This window comes from Streptomyces sp. NPDC052109, assembly GCF_040680195.1.
Classification (GTDB): Bacteria; Actinomycetota; Actinomycetes; order Streptomycetales; family Streptomycetaceae; genus Streptomyces.
This window is the reverse complement of the sequence record NZ_JBFAWF010000020.1, coordinates 1-17,568: the sequence shown is the minus strand read 5'-3', so window position 1 is coordinate 17,568 and position 17,568 is coordinate 1. Positions and strand designations below refer to the sequence as shown.

The 17,568-nt window shown below is 69.5% G+C and carries 9 protein-coding genes, 1 tRNA gene and 1 rRNA gene; 1 reads left to right on the top strand and 10 read right to left on the bottom strand.

Annotated elements, in window-relative coordinates; genetic code table 11:
• Positions 1 to 30: 30 nt before the first annotated feature.
• From AB0L59_RS31435 to AB0L59_RS31405, 7 genes are all read right to left on the bottom strand, one after another.
• Positions 31 to 576, bottom strand: coding sequence for a CinA family protein (locus AB0L59_RS31435; RefSeq protein ID WP_365590025.1), 546 nt, complete (start codon positions 574 to 576; stop codon positions 31 to 33).
• Positions 573 to 1,331 carry a CDP-diacylglycerol--glycerol-3-phosphate 3-phosphatidyltransferase gene (gene pgsA / locus AB0L59_RS31430; protein ID WP_365590024.1) on the bottom strand — a complete coding sequence of 253 codons (759 nt, stop codon included), beginning with the start codon at positions 1,329 to 1,331 and terminating at the stop codon, positions 573 to 575. Before pgsA ends, AB0L59_RS31435 begins: the two co-directional genes overlap by 4 nt.
• The gene (rimO, locus tag AB0L59_RS31425) at positions 1,328 to 2,800 is read right to left on the bottom strand and encodes a 30S ribosomal protein S12 methylthiotransferase RimO (RefSeq protein WP_365590023.1); all 1,473 of its coding nucleotides are present in this window, start codon (positions 2,798 to 2,800) and stop codon (positions 1,328 to 1,330) included. The genes pgsA and rimO overlap by 4 nt, the downstream gene beginning before the upstream one ends.
• 94 nt (positions 2,801 to 2,894) lie before the next feature.
• Complete coding sequence (locus tag AB0L59_RS31420; protein WP_365590022.1) at positions 2,895 to 3,740, bottom strand: RodZ domain-containing protein; 846 nt, start codon at positions 3,738 to 3,740, stop codon at positions 2,895 to 2,897.
• 278 nt (positions 3,741 to 4,018) lie between these two features.
• Positions 4,019 to 6,757: a DNA translocase FtsK gene (locus AB0L59_RS31415; protein WP_365590021.1), complete on the bottom strand. Its 2,739-nt coding sequence runs from the start codon at positions 6,755 to 6,757 to the stop codon at positions 4,019 to 4,021.
• A 124-nt stretch (positions 6,758 to 6,881) separates the two neighbouring features.
• The gene (locus tag AB0L59_RS31410; RefSeq protein WP_365590020.1) at positions 6,882 to 7,562 is read right to left on the bottom strand and encodes a response regulator; all 681 of its coding nucleotides are present in this window, start codon (positions 7,560 to 7,562) and stop codon (positions 6,882 to 6,884) included.
• A gap of 297 nt (positions 7,563 to 7,859) precedes the next feature.
• Positions 7,860 to 13,319, bottom strand: a complete 5,460-nt coding sequence (locus tag AB0L59_RS31405) for a HAMP domain-containing protein (protein WP_365590019.1) — start codon at positions 13,317 to 13,319, stop codon at positions 7,860 to 7,862.
• Between the two features lie 409 nt (positions 13,320 to 13,728).
• On the opposite strand from AB0L59_RS31405, the gene AB0L59_RS31400 reads away from it, so the two are divergent.
• Positions 13,729 to 16,488 carry a SpoIIE family protein phosphatase gene (locus tag AB0L59_RS31400; RefSeq protein ID WP_365590018.1) on the top strand — a complete coding sequence of 920 codons (2,760 nt, stop codon included), beginning with the start codon at positions 13,729 to 13,731 and terminating at the stop codon, positions 16,486 to 16,488.
• Positions 16,489 to 16,544: 56 nt separating this feature from the next.
• Here the strand turns inward: AB0L59_RS31400 and AB0L59_RS31395 are convergent.
• The 3 genes from AB0L59_RS31395 to rrf form a co-directional block, all read right to left on the bottom strand.
• Positions 16,545 to 16,617, bottom strand: a tRNA-Thr gene (locus AB0L59_RS31395).
• An 84-nt stretch (positions 16,618 to 16,701) separates the two neighbouring features.
• Entirely contained in the window at positions 16,702 to 17,364 is a 663-nt protein-coding gene (locus AB0L59_RS31390; protein ID WP_365590147.1) for a DegT/DnrJ/EryC1/StrS family aminotransferase, read from the bottom strand.
• Positions 17,365 to 17,480: 116 nt separating this feature from the next.
• Positions 17,481 to 17,568, bottom strand: a 5S ribosomal RNA gene (gene rrf / locus AB0L59_RS31385); the annotation flags it as partial.

Genomic DNA, 17,568 nt, shown 5'->3' with positions numbered 1-17,568 from the left:
CGATGTCGTGTTCACTCAGGGCTGCAAACATCAAAACCCCCCGTTCCGTTCCGTATCCTGTGCCCGCTCATTCCCAGTGTGTTCGCCCGCAAGCCGCTCCAGGAGCACTGCGAGTACGCTCCGTACACTCTCCATACGAATTTCCGCACGGCTGCCGTTCAACCGCAGGGCCTCCACTTTTCCGCCACCGGCAGAACCAGGAAGGTCGCTCAGCGGCCCGTCGACGGCCACGAAGACCGTCCCCACGGGCTGGCCGTCCTGCGGATCGGGTCCCGCGACTCCGGTGGTCGCCAGGCCCCAGTCGGCGCCCAGAGCCTTCCGGACTCCGGCCGCCATCTGGCCCGCGACCTGCGGATCCACCGCTCCTCGCTGCGCCAGCAGGTCGCCGTCGACGCCCAGCAGCTCGTGCTTCAGCTCGGTGGCGTAGGCGGTGACCGAACCCCGGAACACCTTGGATGCTCCGGGGACGGAGGTGATCTCCGCCGCCACCAGACCACCGGTGAGCGACTCGGCGACGGCGAGGGTCTCGCCCCTCACCGTCAGTAGTCGCACCAGCTCGGTGGCCTGTGGGGTCACGCTTCCTTCTCCTCCAACGCGGCCGCGTGCTCGGCGATTCCCTGCCTGCGCAGCACAATGGCTTGTCTCACATAGTCGAGACCTGTGACGACGGTGAGGACGACCGCCACGGCCATCACCCAGAACCTCAGAGTGGCCAGCCACCCCGTCAGCGCCAGGACGTACATCCCGACCGCCACGCCCTGGGTGAGGGTCTTGAGCTTGCCCCCACGGCTGGCCGGGATCACGCCGTAGCGAATGACCAGAAAACGCAGCAGTGTGATGCCGAGTTCCCGGCCGAGGATCACGGCCGTCACCCACCACGGCAGATCACCCAGGGCCGAAAGACAGATCAGCGCCGCCCCCATGATCGCCTTGTCGGCGATGGGGTCGGCGATCTTCCCGAAGTCGGTGACCAGGTCGTAGGTGCGCGCCAGATGCCCGTCGAACAGGTCGGTGATCATGGCGACGGCGAAAGCCGCCCAGGCCAGTGAGCGCCAGGCCGGGTCGTAGCCGCCGTTCGCCAGCATCAGCGCCACGAAGCCGGGCACCAGGACCAGCCGGAGCATGGTCAGCAGATTGGCGACGTTCCAGACGCTGGCCTGGTTGACGGCCGCGGCCGCGATCTTCCCGCCGCGCGCGGGCCTGCCGTCGCTGTCGGGACCTGGGGCAGAACCGGAGACCTCGGACCGGGCGTCGTCGGCAGCGGCGGCGGGGCCCCGGGCGCCGTGCGCACCGGAGGAGCCGCCCGCGGCGGATGCCGGGACTCCGGTCATCTGCCCGCCTCCTCACTACACGCGAGCGAGCCGGTCAGCGGCTCGGCCACCAGGTCGACACCTTCCGTACCGACCACCTTCGCCTCGACCATACGTCCGACCCGCAGGCCTGCGCCGCTCGTGAGCAGAACCTGGCCGTCGGTCTCGGGCGCCTGGTGCGCGGCACGGCCGTACACGCCCTCTTCCTCGTCGACGGACTCGACCAGGACCCGCACCGTTTCGCCCACGCGCTCCTCGGCGCGCTGCGAGACGAGTTCCTCCGCCAGCCGGGAGACCCGCGCCAGCCGCTCGGCCACGACGTCGTCGTCGAGCTTGTCGTCGTACGTCGCCGCCTCCGTGCCCTCCTCGTCGGAGTAGCCGAAGACGCCGATGGCGTCCAGGCGGGCGCCGTTCAGGAAGCGCTCCAGCTCGGCCAGGTCCGCCTCGCTCTCGCCGGGGAAGCCGACGATGAAGTTGGAGCGCACTCCGGCCTCGGGTGCCTTGCTGCGGATCGTGTCCAGCAGCTCCAGGAAGCGGTCGGTGTCTCCGAAGCGGCGCATGGCGCGCAGCACGTCGGGCGCGGAGTGCTGGAAGGACAGGTCGAAGTACGGGACGACCTTGGGGGTCGAGGTCAGGACGTCGATGAGCCCCGGGCGCATCTCGGCCGGCTGCAGGTAGCTCACCCGCACCCGCTCGAGGCCGTCGACCTCGGCCAGCTCCGGCAGCAGGGACTCCAGCAGGCGGATGTCGCCCAGGTCCTTGCCGTAGGAGGTGTTGTTCTCGGAGACCAGCATGATCTCCTTCACACCCTGCTCGGCCAGCCAGCGCGTCTCGTTCAGCACGTCACTGGGGCGGCGGGAGATGAAGGAGCCGCGGAAGGACGGGATGGCGCAGAAGGAGCAGCGCCGGTCGCAGCCGGAGGCGAGCTTCACCGAGGCGACCGGGGAGCCGTCGAGGCGGCGGCGCAGCGGCGCGCGGGGGCCGGAGGCGGGCGCGACACCCTCGGGCAGGTCGGCCGGGCCGTGCCCGGGCAGGGCGACGGAGGCGGCCGACTCCTGCCGCTCGGCCGGGCTGATCGGGAGCAGCTTGCGGCGGTCGCGCGGGGTGTGGGAGGCATGGATGCCGCCGGAGAGGATGGTCTGCAGGCGGTCGGAGATGTCCGCGTAGTCGTCGAAGCCGAGCACGCCGTCGGCCTCGGGCAGCGCCTCGGCGAGCTCCTTGCCGTATCGCTCGGCCATGCAGCCCACCGCCACGACGGCCTGGGTTCTCCCGTGGTCCTTGAGGTCGTTGGCCTCGAGGAGGGCATCGACGGAGTCCTTCTTCGCGGCCTCGACGAAGCCACAGGTGTTGACCACGGCGACGTCGGCGTCCGCGGCGTCCTCGACGAGCTGCCAGCCGTCCGCCTCCAAACGGCCTGCGAGCTCCTCCGAGTCCACCTCGTTACGGGCGCAGCCGAGTGTGACGAGTGCGACGGTACGGCGTTCAGGCATGGGCTCAAGACTACTTTGTCTCACTGACAGCCCACGTCGACGGGGTTGGCCGATCTTGGCCAACCCCGTCACACCCGCTCTCTTCCCAGGCTGGTCAGCCCGCCACCGGGTCGCCCTTCGTGTAGGTGAGGCGCTCCACCTGGCCCTGCTGGAAGTTGTCGTCGATCTTCTTGCCGTTGACGTACAGCTGGATCGCGCCGGCGTCGCCGAGGATCAGGTTGATCTTGGAACTGTCCTGGAAGGTCTTGGAGTCGCCCTTCTTCAGCAGCCCGTCGAAGAGCATCTGGCCGTTGTGGTCCTTGGCCGAGATCCAGCTGCGTCCGTTGGCCGCGCTGACCTGGACGGTCACCTTGTCCTGGGGCGCAGCCGCGATGGCGCTGTCGGAGGGCGCGGGGCTGGGCGCGGCGGGCTTGCCCTTCGTCGGGCCGGGCGAGGCGGACTTGGTCACGGCGTGCGTGCTGCCACCGTCGGCGACCTGCGATTTCGCGTCGTTCCCGGAGTGACTGCTCTTGACCGCGGTGAAACCGACGAAGCCGATCACCACGACGATCGCGGCGACCATGGCAGCGGTCCAGTTCGGCCCGCGCCGCTCGGGCCGGATCCGCTCCGCCTCGAACAGGGGTGCTGCCGGAGTGGGGGCCGGACGGCCGCCGTGCTCGGCGTCGTACTGGGCGATGAGGGGGGCGGGATCGACGTGGACGGCCTTGGCCAGCATGCGGATGTGCCCACGGGCGTACACATCGCCGCCGCAAGGGGCGAAGTCGTCCGCCTCGATGGCATGGATGATGGCGATACGGACACGAGTGGCAGTGCTGACGTCGTCCACGGTGAGCCCGGCCGCGATCCGCGCCTGCTGCAGGGCGCGGCCCACGGAGGCACGGGGTTCCTGGGACTCGTCTGAGAACGGACGCTCGTCTTCAGGGGAGTTGCCGATGGACACGGGGGCGCCTTTCGAGCGTGTAGCCACCTGTGCTGGAAGCTCAGTCTAGGGGGGGTACGAAAGGGTGGGGCAACCGGGCGGTGGGACTTTGTACACCATAGGAATGGCCGGACATTCCTATGGTTCGACAGGCAGGTACCCCATGGTGGGACGCCCAACTGTCCTTTCGCTCAACTGGACGTACGAAGAAGGGAAACGGTTGCTCGCCGATCTCTAACGGGTGCATCACGGCATGCCGCCACCCGGTGTAAGCCACGTCCCCCGGACGGCGCGTCGTCCTACCCTTCAGACTCCCCGCGAATCACCGCGAGCACGCCGTCCAGGTCGTCAGGCTTCACGAGAACGTCACGCGCCTTGGAGCCCTCGCTCGGCCCCACGATGTTGCGGGACTCCATGAGGTCCATGAGCCGCCCGGCCTTGGCGAAGCCCACGCGCAGCTTGCGCTGGAGCATGGAGGTCGACCCGAACTGCGTGGAGACGACCAGTTCGGCCGCCTGGCACAGCAGGTCGAGGTCGTCGCCGATGTCCTCGTCGATCTCCTTCTTCTGCTTGGAGCCCACCGTGACGTCGTCCCGGAAGACCGGCGCCATCTGTTCCTTGCAGTGCTGGACGACGGCCGCGACCTCGGCCTCGGTGACGAACGCGCCCTGCATACGCGTCGGCTTGTTCGCGCCCATCGGCAGGAACAGGCCGTCGCCCTTGCCGATGAGCTTCTCGGCGCCGGGCTGGTCGAGGATGACCCGGGAGTCGGCGAGCGAGGACGTGGCGAAGGCCAGCCGGGAGGGCACGTTGGCCTTGATCAGACCGGTGACCACGTCGACCGACGGGCGCTGGGTGGCGAGCACCAGGTGGATGCCGGCGGCGCGCGCGAGCTGGGTGATGCGCACGATCGCGTCCTCGACGTCGCGCGGGGCCACCATCATCAGGTCGGCCAACTCGTCCACGATCACCAGCAGGTACGGGTACGGCTGGAGCTCGCGCTCGCTGCCCTCGGGCGGCTTGACCTTGCCGTCGCGGACGGCCTGGTTGAAGTCGTCGATGTGCCGGTAGCCGTAGGCGGCGAGGTCGTCGTAGCGCAGGTCCATCTCGCGTACGACCCACTGCAGTGCCTCGGCGGCCCGCTTGGGGTTGGTGATGATCGGTGTGATCAGGTGCGGGATTCCCTCGTACGCGGTCAGCTCGACGCGCTTGGGGTCGACCAGGATCATCCGGACGTCCTCGGGGGTCGCCCGCATCATGACCGAGGTGATCAAACAGTTGATGCAGGAGGACTTGCCGGAGCCGGTGGCACCGGCGACCAGCAGGTGCGGCATCTTCGCGAGCGAGTGCATGACGTACCCGCCCTCGACGTCCTTGCCGAAGGCGACCAGCATCGGATCGTCGTCCTCGGCGGACTCCGCGAGGCGCAGCACGTCGCCGAGGTTGACCATCTCCCGGTCGGTGTTCGGGATCTCGATGCCGACCGCGGACTTGCCGGGGATGGGGCTGATGATCCGCACGTCCGGGCTGGCGACCGCGTACGCGATGTTCTTGGTCAGCGCGGTGATCCGCTCGACCTTCACCGCGGGGCCGAGCTCGACCTCGTAGCGCGTGACTGTCGGGCCTCGGGTGAAGCCGGTGACGGCGGCGTCGACCTTGAACTCGGTGAAGACCTGGGTGAGCGAGGCGACGACGGCGTCGTTGGCCTCGCTGCGCGCCTTGCCGGGGCCGCCGCGGTGGAGGAGGTCCAGCGACGGCAGCGAGTAGGTGATGTCACCGGAGAGCTGGAGCTGCTCGGCGCGCGGGGGCAGATCGCGCGACTCCTGCGGGGCCTTCTTGGTGAGGTCGGGGACGATCCCGCCCTTCAGCTTCTCCTGCTTGGGCCGCGCGGCCGGGACCGACGACGGCGCGGGCGCTGGCGCGGGCGCGGGGGTCGGTACGGGGGTCGGTACGGGGGTCGTCTCCTCGCGGTCGCCGACGCTGACGCCCTGGGTGAGGTCGGCGACCAGCGGAGAGGGCGGCATGCCGTGCAGCACCGCACCGTCGAGCGCCGCTGCTGCGGCCGCGGCGACGTCCACCGCGTCCATCTGGCGGTGCAGATCCGGCTGGGGCACCGCCGAACGCCTGGGGCGGCCACGGCGCTGCGAGAGGGCCTCCTCCTCGGCGCTGTCGGGGTCGTACGCCTTGGGGGCGGACGAGCGCTTACGGGGGCGCGCGGGCAGCGCCTCGCGCCACTGCTCGTCGTAGCGCTCGTCGTCGTCGGTGAACACCTCCGCCTCGTGGTCGTGCAGCACGCCCAGGCGCACGCCGAGCGCCCGCAGGCGCTGCGGGATGGCGTTGACCGGCGTGGCCGTCACCACGAGCAGACCGAAGATCGTCAGCAGCACCAGCAGCGGCACGGCGAGGACCTCGGTCATGGCGTACGTCAGCGGGGTGGCCGCCGCCCAGCCGATCAGACCTCCGGCGTCCCTTATGGCCTGCATGCCGTCGCTGCGCGCGGGCGAGCCGCACGCGATGTGGACCTGCCCGAGCACACCGATGAGAAGCGCGGACAGGCCGATCACGATCCGGCCGTTGGCCTCCGGCTTCTCCGGGTGCCGGATGAACCGTACGGCGATCACCGCGAGCAGTATCGGCACCAGCAGGTCGAGCCGCCCGAAGGCGCCGGTGACGAGGATCTCCACGAGGTCGCCGACAGGGCCCTTGAGGTCGGCCCAGGTGCCGGCGGCGACGATCAGCGCGATGCCGAGCAGCAGCAGCGCGATTCCGTCCTTGCGGTGGGCCGGGTCGAGGTTCTTGGCGCCCTGCCCTATGCCGCGGAAGACGGCGCCGACGGCGTGCGCGAGGCCCAGCCACAGGGCGCGCACGAGCCGGTACACGCCCCCCGTGGGGCTGGGTACCGGCTTCGGCGCGGCCTTCTTCGCCGGGGCCTTCTTGGCGGGCGCCTTCTTGGCCGCCGCCTTCTTCGCCGGAGCCTTCGCGGGAGCAGCCGCCTTCTTCGCGGGCTGCTTCTTGGCTGCGGAGGGACGTGAGGCCATGGGTGTGAGGTTACCGGGGGAGACCACAGCGGACACGTGTGCCCACAGCTTCACCCGTTCGTGTCGCCCTTGCCGAGGACCGGAACTGACGCACCTTCATGGGCAACCGCCGCCTGCCCCTGCGTCAGTTCTGTGCCGACACCGACGAGCCGCCGGGGCCGGTGCCCGGCTCCAGGGCGTCGAGCGCGCGCCGCAACCCGGTGAGTTTGCGCTCCAGATGGGCCGCCGTGGCCACCGCGGCGGCGTCCGCCGAGTCGTCGTCCAGCTGCTTGGACAGGGCCTCGGCCTGCTCCTCGACGGCCGCGAGCCGGGCGGACAGCTCGGCGAGCAGCCCGGCGGACTCCTTGCCGCCGACCGCGCCCTTGCCGCCGCCTTCCAACTGCAGCCGCAGCAGCGCCGCCTGCTCCCGCAGCTGGCAGTTCTTCATGTACAGCTCGACGAACACCGAGACCTTCGCCCGCAGCACCCACGGGTCGAACGGCTTGGAGATGTAGTCGACCGCGCCCGCCGCGTAGCCCCGGAAGGTGTGGTGAGGGCCGTGGTTGATCGCGGTGAGGAAGATGATCGGGATGTCCCGGGTCCGCTCCCGCCGCTTGATGTGCGCGGCGGTCTCGAAGCCGTCCATACCCGGCATCTGGACGTCCAGCAGAATGACCGCGAAATCGTCCGTGAGCAGTGCCTTGAGTGCTTCCTCCCCGGACGATGCCCGCACCAGCGTCTGATCGAGCGCCGAGAGGATCGCCTCCAGCGCCAGCAGATTCTCCGGCCGGTCATCGACCAGGAGGATCTTGGCCTTCTGCACCATGGCCCGCCCTCCTCGCCCCGGCGGTACACCGGGCGCCGCCCCAGGGGACGACTCCCTTTCGCCGCCCGTCCTTGTGCCGGTCATCGTAGCCGCACCCCGCCTGTCGCCACACCCTGTCACCGCGATGTCACTGTGCACACAGCGGAAACGCGGCGGGGGTCGGGATGGTTCCCGGAATTCCGCATTCCATACGTCCGCAGCCACCTTAAGCCGTACGTTCGCAGTCACCTCAAGTGGGCAACCCCCGACCCATGCCAAGGGTTCCCCCGCTGTTCACATCCCGGTTCGCCGACCTCGTCACTTCCCACCCATCCACTGCTGCATCACGGCCAGCAGATGATCCGGGTCGACCGGCTTGGTCACGTAGTCGGAGGCACCGGACTCGATCGCCTTCTCCCGGTCGCCCTTCATCGCCTTCGCCGTCAGCGCGATGATCGGCAGCCCGGCGAACTGCGGCATCCGGCGGATCGCCGTGGTCGTCGCATACCCGTCCATCTCCGGCATCATGATGTCCATCAGTACGACCGCCACGTCGTCGTGCTGCTCCAGCACCTCGATGCCCTCACGGCCGTTCTCGGCGTACAGCACCGACAGGCCGTGCTGCTCCAGGACGCTGGTCAGGGCGAAGACGTTGCGGATGTCGTCGTCGACGATCAGCACCTTCTCACCGCCGAACTGCACCCCGCGCGCGGACTGCGGCCCGCTCTCCTGCTCGGGCAACGCCGTCCACTGCATGGGGCCCTGCTCGCCCTGCGGCAGGCCCCGGCGCCGGCGCCGGAAGAGCGCCGCGGGACCGTTCTGCGTCTCCCGGTACGACTTCACCTCGGCCGGGGTCTCGATCTCCACAGCCGACAGCTCCGAGGACTGCCTGGCCTCCGAGGCGAGCAGCTCGCCGGCCTCCAGCGGGGGCACGGACTGCTGGTAGCCCTGCGGCGGCAGTTCGCTGGGGTGCAGCGGCAGGTACAGCGTGAACGTCGAGCCGCGGCCCGGTTCGCTCTGCGCGTGGATCTCACCGCCGAGCAGCTGCGCGATCTCCCGGGAGATGGACAGGCCGAGTCCGGTGCCGCCGTACTTGCGGCTGGTCGTGCCGTCCGCCTGCTTGAACGCCTCGAAGATCACCCGCATCTTGCTGGCGGCGATGCCGATGCCGGTGTCCGTCACCGAGAACGCGATCAGCGGCGCCTCCGGATCGGCCAGCGAACCGGCCTCCAGCAGCTGCTCCCGGATACCCACCGGCACGTCCGCGCCGGCCGGCCTGATCACCAGTTCCACCGACCCGGAGTCGGTGAACTTCACCGCGTTCGACAGCAGGTTCCGCAGCACCTGCAGCAGCCGCTGCTCGTCGGTGTGCAGGGTCGCCGGCAGCTCCGGCGAGACCCGTACGGACAGATCCAGGCCCTTCTCCGCGGTCAGCGGCCGGAAGGTGGCCTCCACGTAGTCCACGAGCTGTACGAGCGCGATGCGCGTCGGCGAGACGTCCATCTTGCCCGCCTCGACCTTCGACAGGTCCAGGATGTCGTTGATCAGCTGGAGCAGGTCGGAACCGGCGCCGTGGATGGTCTCGGCGAACTCCACCTGCTTCGGCGACAGGTTGCCCTCGGCGTTGTCGGCGAGCAGCTTGGCCAGGATCAGCAGCGAGTTGAGCGGCGTACGCAGCTCGTGCGACATGTTGGCGAGGAACTCGCTCTTGTAGCGCATCGACACCGCGAGTTGCTCCGCGCGCTCCTCCAGGACCTGCCGGGCCTCCTCGATCTCGGTGTTCTTCACCTCGATGTCGCGGTTCTGCCGGGCCAGCAGCTCGGCCTTCTCCTCAAGTTCGGCGTTGGAGGCCTGCAGCGCCTTCTGCCGGTTCTCCAACTCCGCCGACCGCTCGCGGAGTTGCTCGGTCAGCTCCTGCGACTGCTTCAGCAGCAGCTCGGTCTTGGTGTTGACCGAGATGGTGTTGACGCTCGTCGCGATCATCTCGGCGATCTGGTTGAGGAAGTCCTTCTGGATCTGCGTGAACGGCGTGAAGGAGGCCAGCTCGATCACGCCGAGCACAGTGCCCTCGAACAGCACCGGCAGCACGATCACCTGCGCCGGCGGAGCCTCGCCGAGCCCCGAGGAGATCTTCAGGTAGCCGCTGGGCGCGTTCTCCACGAGGATCGCGCGCCTCTCCTCGGCGGCCGTGCCCACCAGCGCCTCACCGGGCCGGAACGACGTCGGCATCGAGCCCATCGAGTAGCCGTACGAGCCCAGCATCCGCAGCTCGTAGTTCTCCTCGCCGTCGCCCGCGTCCTTGCCCTCCATGAGCGGCATCGCCACGAAGAACGCGCCGTGCTGCGCGGACACCACCGGCGTCAGCTCGCTCATGATCAGCGAGGCCACGTCCTCCAGGTCCCGGCGGCCCTGCATGAGGCCCGAGATGCGGGCCAGGTTGCCCTTGAGCCAGTCCTGCTCCTTGTTGGCGATCGTGGTGTCGCGCAGGTTGGCGATCATCTTGTTGATGTAGTCCTGCAGCTCCTGGATCTCGCCGGACGCGTCGACGTCGATCTTCAGGTTCAGGTCGCCCCGGGTCACCGCGGTCGCCACGCGCGCGATGGCACGCACCTGCCGGGTCAGGTTCCCGGCCATCTCGTTCACCGACTCGGTGAGGTCCCGCCAGGTGCCGTCGACGTCACGCACGCGTGCCTGGCCGCCGAGCTGCCCTTCCGTGCCCACCTCGCGGGCCACGCGCGTGACCTCCTCGGCGAAGCTCGACAGCTGATCAACCATGGTGTTGATCGTCGTCTTCAGCTCAAGAATCTCGCCGCGAGCGTCAATGTCGATCTTCTTCGTGAGGTCGCCCTTGGCGATCGCCGTGGTGACCATGGCGATGTTGCGCACCTGGCCGGTCAGGTTGGACGCCATCTGGTTCACGGACTCGGTCAGGTCCTTCCAGGTACCGGCCACACCCGGCACGTGCGCCTGACCGCCCAGGATGCCGTCCGTGCCCACCTCACGGGCCACCTTGGTGACCTGGTCGGCGAACGAGCTCAGCGTCTTCACCATGATGTTGATGGTGTCGGCGAGCTGCGCCACCTCGCCGCGCGCCTCGATCGTCACCTGACGCGTCAGGTCGCCGTTGGCGACGGCCGAGGCGACCTGGGAGATGTTCCGCACCTGCATGGTCAGGTTGTTGGCCATCAGGTTGACGTTGTTGCTGAGGTCCTTCCAGATACCGGTGACGCCCGGCACGTGCGCCTGACCGCCCAGGATTCCCTCGGTGCCCACCTCACGGGCCACCCGGGTCACTTGCTCCGCGAAGCTGGACAGCTGATCAACCATCGTGTTGACCGTAGTGACGAGCTCAAGGATCTCGCCCTTCGCGTCAACAGTGATCTTCTTCGACAGGTCACCCTTGGCGACCGCCGTCGTGACCTCGGCGATGTTGCGCACCTGGATCGTCAGGTTGTTCGCCATGAAGTTCACGGACTGCGTGAGGTCCTTCCAGGTGCCGGAGACACCCTGCACCTCGGCCTGACCGCCGAGGATGCCCTCCGTGCCCACCTCACGGGCCACACGCGTGACCTCCTGGGCGAACGACGACAGCTGGTCCACCATCGTGTTCAGCGTGTTCTTCAGCTCCAGGATCTCCCCGCGCGCGTCCACGGTGATCTTCTGGGAGAGGTCACCGCGCGCGACCGCGGTGGCGACCTGGGCGATGTTGCGGACCTGGGCCGTCAGGTTGCCGGCCATGCCGTTCACGGAGTCGGTCAGGTCCCGCCACACACCGGCGACGCCGGGCACCTGCGCCTGACCACCCAGCCGGCCCTCCGTACCCACGTCCCGGGCGACCCGGGTCACCTGGTCGGCGAAGGCGGACAGCTGATCAACCATCGTGTTGATCGTGTTCTTCAGCTCGAGGATCTCGCCGCGCGCGTCGACGTCGATCTTCTGCGAGAGGTCACCGTTGGCCACCGCGGTCGTCACCTGGGCGATGTTGCGGACCTGGGAGGTCAGGTTGCCGGCCATGAAGTTGACGGAGTCCGTCAGCTCCTTCCACGTGCCCGACACGCCGTCCACCCGGGCCTGACCGCCCAGCCGGCCCTCCGTCCCCACGTCCCTGGCCATCCGCGTGACCTGGTCGGCGAAGCTCGACAGCTGGTCCACCATCGTGTTCACGGTGTTCTTCAGCTGGAGCATCTCGCCGGAGACGTCGACGGTGACCTTCTGGGAGAGGTCGCCGTTGGCCACCGCCGTCGTCACCTGGGCGATGTTGCGCACCTGCCCGGTGAGGTTGCGGAACGCGGTGTTGACGGAGTCGGTCAGGTCCTTCCAGGCGCCGGCCGCCCCCGGTACCTGCGCCTGGCCGCCCAGCTCGCCCTCGACACCGATCTCCCGCGCGACCCGCGTCACCTCGGCACCGAACGCCGACAGCTGGTCCACCATCCCGTTGACGGTGTTCTTCAGCTCCAGCATCTCGCCGGCCACGTCGACCGTGACCTTCTGCGAGAGGTCACCGCTGGCCACGGCGGTCGTCACGGTGGCGATGTCCCTCACCTGTGTGGTGAGATTCCGGAACACCGTGTTGACGGAGTCCGTCAGGTCCTTCCAGGTACCGGCGGCGCCCGGCACGTTCGCCTGCCCGCCGAGCCGCCCCTCGGCGCCGACCTCGTTCGCGACACGCGTGACCTCGTCCGCGAAGATCCGCAGCGTCTCGGTCATCTGGTTGATCGTCTCGGCGAGCTGCGCCACCTCGCCGCGCGCCGGAACCGTCACCTTCTGCGACAGGTCACCGTTGGCGACAGCGGTCGTGACCTGGGAGATCCCGCGCACCTGCGCGGTCAGGTTGCCCGCCATCGTGTTGACGGAGTCGGTCAGCTCCTTCCACACGCCGGCGACACCCGGCACCTGCGCCTGACCGCCCAGAATGCCCTCGGTGCCCACCTCACGGGCGACCCGGGTCACCTCGACGGAGAAGGACGACAGCTGCTCCACCATCGTGTTGACGGTGTTCTTCAGCTCCAGCATCTCGCCGGCCACATGCACGGTGACCTTGCGTGACAGGTCACCACGCGCTACCGCCGTCGTCACCAGCGCGATGTCGCGCACCTGCGCCGTCAGCCGGTTCGCCATGGTGTTGACGGACTCGGTCAGGTCCTTCCACGAACCCGACATGCCGCGCACCCGCGCCTGACCGCCGAGCTTGCCCTCCGTGCCGACCTCGCTGGCCACCCGCGTGACCTCGTCGGTGAACGTCGACAGCTGGTCGACCAGGTTGTTGACGGTACGGCCGACCTTCAGGAACTCGCCCCGCAGCGGATGCCCGGTGCCGTCGTCCGGTGCCTGCGTCCGCAGCTCCATGCGCGGCGAGAGATCACCCTCGGCGACCGCCGTGAGCACCCGGCCGACCTCCGAGACCGGCCAGACGAGATCGTCCACCAGCGCGTTCGAGGCGTCGATGGCGGAGGCCCAGGAGCCCTCACAGGCCCCCGTCTCCAGCCGTTCCGTGAGCTTTCCCTCACGGCCCACCATGCGCCGCACCCGGGACAGCTCACCGGTCAGGTGCAGGTTCCGGTCGGCCACCTCGTTGAAGACGGCCGCGATCTCCGACATCACCCCGTCGCCGGAGACGGTGAGCCGCTTGCGGAAGTTCCCGTCGCGCATCGAGACGAGGGCCGCCAGCAGCCGGTGCAGGGCGGCCGTGTCCACCTCGGTGGTGGTGCCGCGCCTGCCCAGGGACGGTCCGCCTTTCGCGCGCGCCTTCGTGCCACGCGTCGCCGCGCCAGACTCCACTGTGTCCCTCCCGGAGGGGTAGACCGCTACTGCTGTGCTCGGCCGCTTCGGCCCGGCGTGCCGGTCTTCGGCCTACCGGTTACTTCCGCGTACCCGTTACTGCTGCGTATTTCTGCCAGACGAGATCCGGCCACACCAGGGGCTGCTGCCCGTCGTACACGGAACACACGCAGCCCGACCCGACCTTCATCAGAAGCTTGCCCAGTGTTTCACCCTGCCCGAACCAGGCCATAACAGTTCGGCAGCTTCGCACATCGTCCGCACACCCTGGGGGGTAAACACCGGCGACCGGCATCCGCTCGGACGGCGAAGGTAAGTAACCTTGCATGCGGCTGTCCAGCCGCACCGGTCCGACCGGTCTGGGGGGTGGCACGAGAACGAGCGGGCATCGGAGGGGCGGCCGCAGACCATGACCACCGGAGTCATCCCCGGGGGACAGCCCCCGGAGCCACAGCCGACGGGCGAGCTGATGCCGCAGCAGCGGCGCACGCCGGCCGGCCATGCTGCCCTGCACGACGACAACCGGCCGAGGAGTTCTGTGATCACCGCGCGCGCGGCCGCCACCTTCGAGCCCGTCGGGCGATCGGTCGCGACCGCCCGGTCCTTCGTCCGCGACACCCTTCAGGGCTGGGGCTTCGCCGACATCGTCGACGACGCCGTCGTCCTCACCAGCGAACTGGTGACCAACGCCGTCGTCCACGCGGGCACGCATGCGGACGTCCTGTGCCTGCGCACCGAGGACGGTGTGCGCATCGAGGTCTCCGACCGCTACCCGGAGCGTGAGGTCCCGCTGCAGCAGGCCGCCACCACGATGGGCAGCCCCGACCGCGAGGGCGGCCGGGGCCTGCAGCTGTGCGCGGCCCTGGCGACCCGCTGGGGCGTCGAGTACACGCCCACCCACAAGAACGTCTGGTTCCAGCTCAACCTCCCGGAACGCCCGGTCGGCACCCGCACCGCCGGCCCGTCCCTCCCCGCCGAGCTGCTCCCGCTGGCCGACGGGCGGGTCCGCGTCGCGGTCCTCCAGGTCGACCGCAAGGGCGCCATCACCTCCTGGAACGAGGACGCCGAGGAACTCTTCGGCTACACGAGCGCCGAGGTCGTCGGCAGGCCCCTGACCGATCTGGCAGCCTGGCCGCACACCCCCGGCACCGGCACGGGTGTGGCCGAGGCCCTCCAGCTCTCCCGCTGGGAGGGCAGCTACGGCATCCGTGGCGCCGACGGCCGGGTCTCGTCGGTCTACGCCTCTCACCTCAGGGTCCGGGACACCGGGGGCGAACCCTCCACCGTCTGCCTCCTGGTACGTGACCACGAGCGCGCCGTCCTGCAGACGCCGCCGCGCGTCCCGGCGGGCGACCAGAACACGTCCTCCGACGGCCAGAGCACCGACCCCTTCGAGGTGTTCATCGGCTCCCCCGCCCCGGACGACCTCGACGGCCTGCTGCAGCGCACCGTGGAGCGGGCCCGCGACATGCTCGACGGCGACTCCGCCTTCCTGCTGCTGGCCACCGACGACGAGACCGAGCTGGAGGTCCGAGCCTCCACCGGACTGCCCTCCGCCCGTCAGCGGTTCGCGCGCGTGCCCGTGGAGGCCGGCCCCGGCCGCTACGGCTCCGCCCGCATGCCGGCCGTCCACGAGGACCTCACGTCCGTCCCCGGCGCCGTACCGCTGCTCGCCGGCACCGGTATGCGCTCCGTCGTCACGGTCCCGCTGAAGGTCGAGGGCCGCCTCACCGGCTCGCTCGGCGTCGCGGCCGAGTCGCCGGGCCGGTACTCGAACGAGGAGGCACTGCGCCTGCAGTTCGCCGCCGACCGCATCGCCCTGGCCGTCGAGTCGGCCCGCCTGGGCGAGCTGGAGCGGCTGCGCCGCGGCTCCCTGAGCTTCCTCGTCGAGGCTTCCGACCTGCTCGCCGGCACCCTGGACCGCGACCAGACGCTGGCCCTGATGGCCCAGATGACCGTCCCCACCCTGGCCACCTGGTGCGCCGTCTACACGATCGCCGACCAGGCCTCCGAGCCGTATCTCTCCTATGTCCTGCACGAGGACGAGGAACTCATCGACGGCATCAAGTCCCTGCTGTCGAAGGTCCCGTCACCCGACCCCGTACCGACCCCCGGCGCCCGCGTCTGGACGGTCCCCGGCGAGGTGGCGCACCAGGCGGCCCTGCGCACCTCCATGCGGAGCCTCGGCCTGTCCGGCGGCCCCACGCACCGGGTCAGCTCGGGCATCGGCCCCACCCTCGCCACGGCCTCCGCGGTCGGCGGCGAGACGGTGGTCCTGCCCCTCGTCGCCCGCAACCGCGTCATCGGCATGCTCACCCTGGGCAAGCCCACGGACGAACACTTCCGCCAGGAAATCCTGGAACTGGCCGAGGACCTGTCCCGCAGAGCCGCGCTCGCCCTGGACAACGCCCGCCTCTACTCCGAGCGCACGGCCATCAGCCAGTCCCTCCAGCGCAGCCTGCTCCCGCCCGGCCTGCCGCACATCGACGGCGTCGAGGTGGAGGTCATCTACCGCGCGGCCGGCGAGGGCAACGAGGTCGGCGGCGACTTCTACGACCTCTTCCCGATCGGCAACGGCGCCTACGGCTTCGCCATCGGCGACGTCTGCGGTACGGGCCCCAACGCGGCGGCGGTCACCGGCCTCGCCCGGCACGCCCTGCGGCTGCTGGCCCGCGAGGGTCTCTCCGGGCCGGCGGTGCTGCAGCGTCTGAACTCCGCGATCCTGGACGAGGGCGACCGCAGCCGCTTCCTGACCCTCCTCTACGGCGAGATGCGCCCACAGGAGGACGGCAGCGCCGAACTGAAGGTGGTCTGCGCCGGCCATCCGCTCCCGCTGCGCCTGCGCCAGGACGGCACCGTGACGGCGGCCGCCGAGCCGCAGCCGCTGCTGGGCGTCATCGAGGACCTGGAGCTGTACGAGGAGACCGTCACCCTCGACCCCGGTGACGTGCTGCTGTGCGTCACGGACGGCGTCACCGAACGCCGCGAGGGCGCGCGCATGCTGGGCGACGACGGCCTCGCCGACGTCCTCACCACGTGCACGGGGCTGACGGCCGGCGCGGTCGCCGCGCGCATCATGCGCGCGGTGGAACGCTTCGCGTCGGACGCACCATCGGACGACATGGCGATCCTGGCGATGCGCGTCCCGGGAATCCACAAGGAGGCCTGAGCCGGCGTCAGACACGAAGAAGGCCCCACCCGGAAGGGTGAGGCCTTTTTTGCCGGAGCCCCCAAACGGAATCGAACCGTTGACCTTCTCCTTACCATGGAGACGCTCTGCCGACTGAGCTATAGGGGCCTGTCGTTTTCGAGGTTTTCCTCGCGGCGACAGAGAAACTGTACCCCGAGCAGGGCCGAGTTCCCAAATTCGTTCGGACCCCGCTCAGTAGGCGGGCTGCAGCAGTCCCCCGAGCGCATTGCAGGCGGACACGATCCGCTGCATCTCCCGCTTGGTGAGCGAGGCCTCCACGGGCAGTGTCAGCGTCTCGTCGGCGGCCAGCTCGGTGTCGGGCAGGGACACGCACCGCCGGAACTCCGGCAGCCGGTGCACGGGCGTCTTCACCGGCACCCGGCACTCGACTCCCCTGGCCCGCAAGGCCATCGCGAAGGCATCGCGGTCCGGACGGCCGTTCCCCGGCACCCGCACCACGTACTGCTGATACGTGTGCCCGTCACCGCCGTCGGGCGTCCGTACGCCCTTGAGCTTGGCGTCCAGGTACGCGGCCCGCTCCCTGCGCTGCGCTATCTCGTCGTACGGCGCCTCGGACTCACCCTGCTCCAGCACCAGCAGCTCATGCCGCTGCCCGAGCGCGTGCAACCGCCCGACGTCCGCCCGACGTCCGAAGCGGTGTACGACAACGACCGCGGCCGTACGCGGAGTTACCGCTGCCTCGACAGCACCGGGGTCGAGGCAGTAGGTCACCGGGTCTATGTCGGCGAACACCGGGACCGCACCGGCCAGGGTCACGGCCTCGGCGACTTCGACGTTCCCGAAGGCCGGTACGACGACCTCGTCACCCACTCCGACGCCGGCGGCCCTGAGCATTGCAGCAGTTCCCATGTGCTGGATGCTCGACGCGCAGGGTGAACGACACGTTAAGTAAAAGGCAAAAAGGTCGGACCCCGAACCGAAGTTCAGGATCCGACCTTTTTGGAAGAATTGTTCGGCGGCGTCCTACTCTCCCACAGGGTCCCCCCTGCAGTACCATCGGCGCTGTGAGGCTTAGCTTCCGGGTTCGGAATGTAACCG